This is a genomic window from Corynebacterium sp. DNF00584, assembly GCF_001552965.1.
Lineage (GTDB): Bacteria > Actinomycetota > Actinomycetes > Mycobacteriales > Mycobacteriaceae > Corynebacterium > Corynebacterium phoceense.
Genome location: NZ_KQ959737.1, coordinates 1 through 1,013, shown reverse-complemented (window position 1 = coordinate 1,013; position 1,013 = coordinate 1). Strand labels below are relative to the sequence as shown.

Below are 1,013 nucleotides of genomic sequence, written 5' to 3'. Positions count from 1 at the left end.
GGACCTGACCCCTGTTTGGTGGACACCTGATATCCAGCCCGGTTGGGTTGGGAAGAAAGGTAATCTACCACCATGCCTAGGTACTCCGAACAGTTCAAACGTGATGCTGTGGCCCTCTATGAAAACAATGAGGACCTTTCACTTCACGCGGCTTCAGCAGAGCTTGGAGTCAATCGTTCCTCGCTTTTCTCCTGGCTTCAGCAATACGGCACCGGCAAACGTGCCCGCACGAAGGCCATGCGCGACAACGCCAAGGAGACGACTGATTCCGAGCGAATCCGCCAGCTAGAAAAAGAGAACGCGAAGCTGCGCGAAGAACGCGATATTCTGCGCAAGGCCGCGAAATATTTTGCCGAAGAGACACGCTGGTGATCCGCTTCCAGTTTGTCTATGACCACCGAACCGAGTATTCGGTCAAGCGGATGTGCCATGTGTTAAAGCTCAATCGCTCCTCGTTTTATAAATGGGTCAACACCCGCGAAAATCGCAGGTTAAAGATGTATTCCGATGCCCTTATTGGTGCAAGAATCAAGGCCATCTTCGATGATGAGAACGGGCTTTATGGTGCTAAACGCATCGCTGCAAGCCTCAACGACGATACGGACTTCGGCCCGATCAACCATAAGAAGGTCGCACGCATCATGAAATCCATGGGGCTAAAAGGCTTTAGCAAACGGCGTCGATGCATCACCACTAGGCGTAAGCCTGGTCACCGTGTCATGCCAGATTTAGTAGGCCGTACATTCACCGCTGACGAGCCGAACCGTGTGTATGTCGGCGACATTACCTACCTGCCGTGTAAGGGCGGTAAGAACATGTACCTTGCCACGGTCATTGACACCTATTCACGAAAACTTGCAGGTTATGCACTCGCAGACCACATGCGTGTCTCACTGGTCATCGAGGCTTTGTCCCATGCCAGCACAGTCCGCGGAAGCCTTGACGGGGCTATTTTCCATTCTGATCATGGAAGTGTGTACACCTCACAGGCGTTTAGGGACCACTGCGCCCAA

At 52.7% G+C, this 1,013-nt stretch carries 1 pseudogene; it reads left to right on the top strand.

The features are described from left to right. Positions 1-72 precede the first annotated feature (72 nt). Positions 73-1,013 (top strand): annotated as a pseudogene (locus HMPREF0307_RS03895) (IS3 family transposase); the annotation flags it as partial.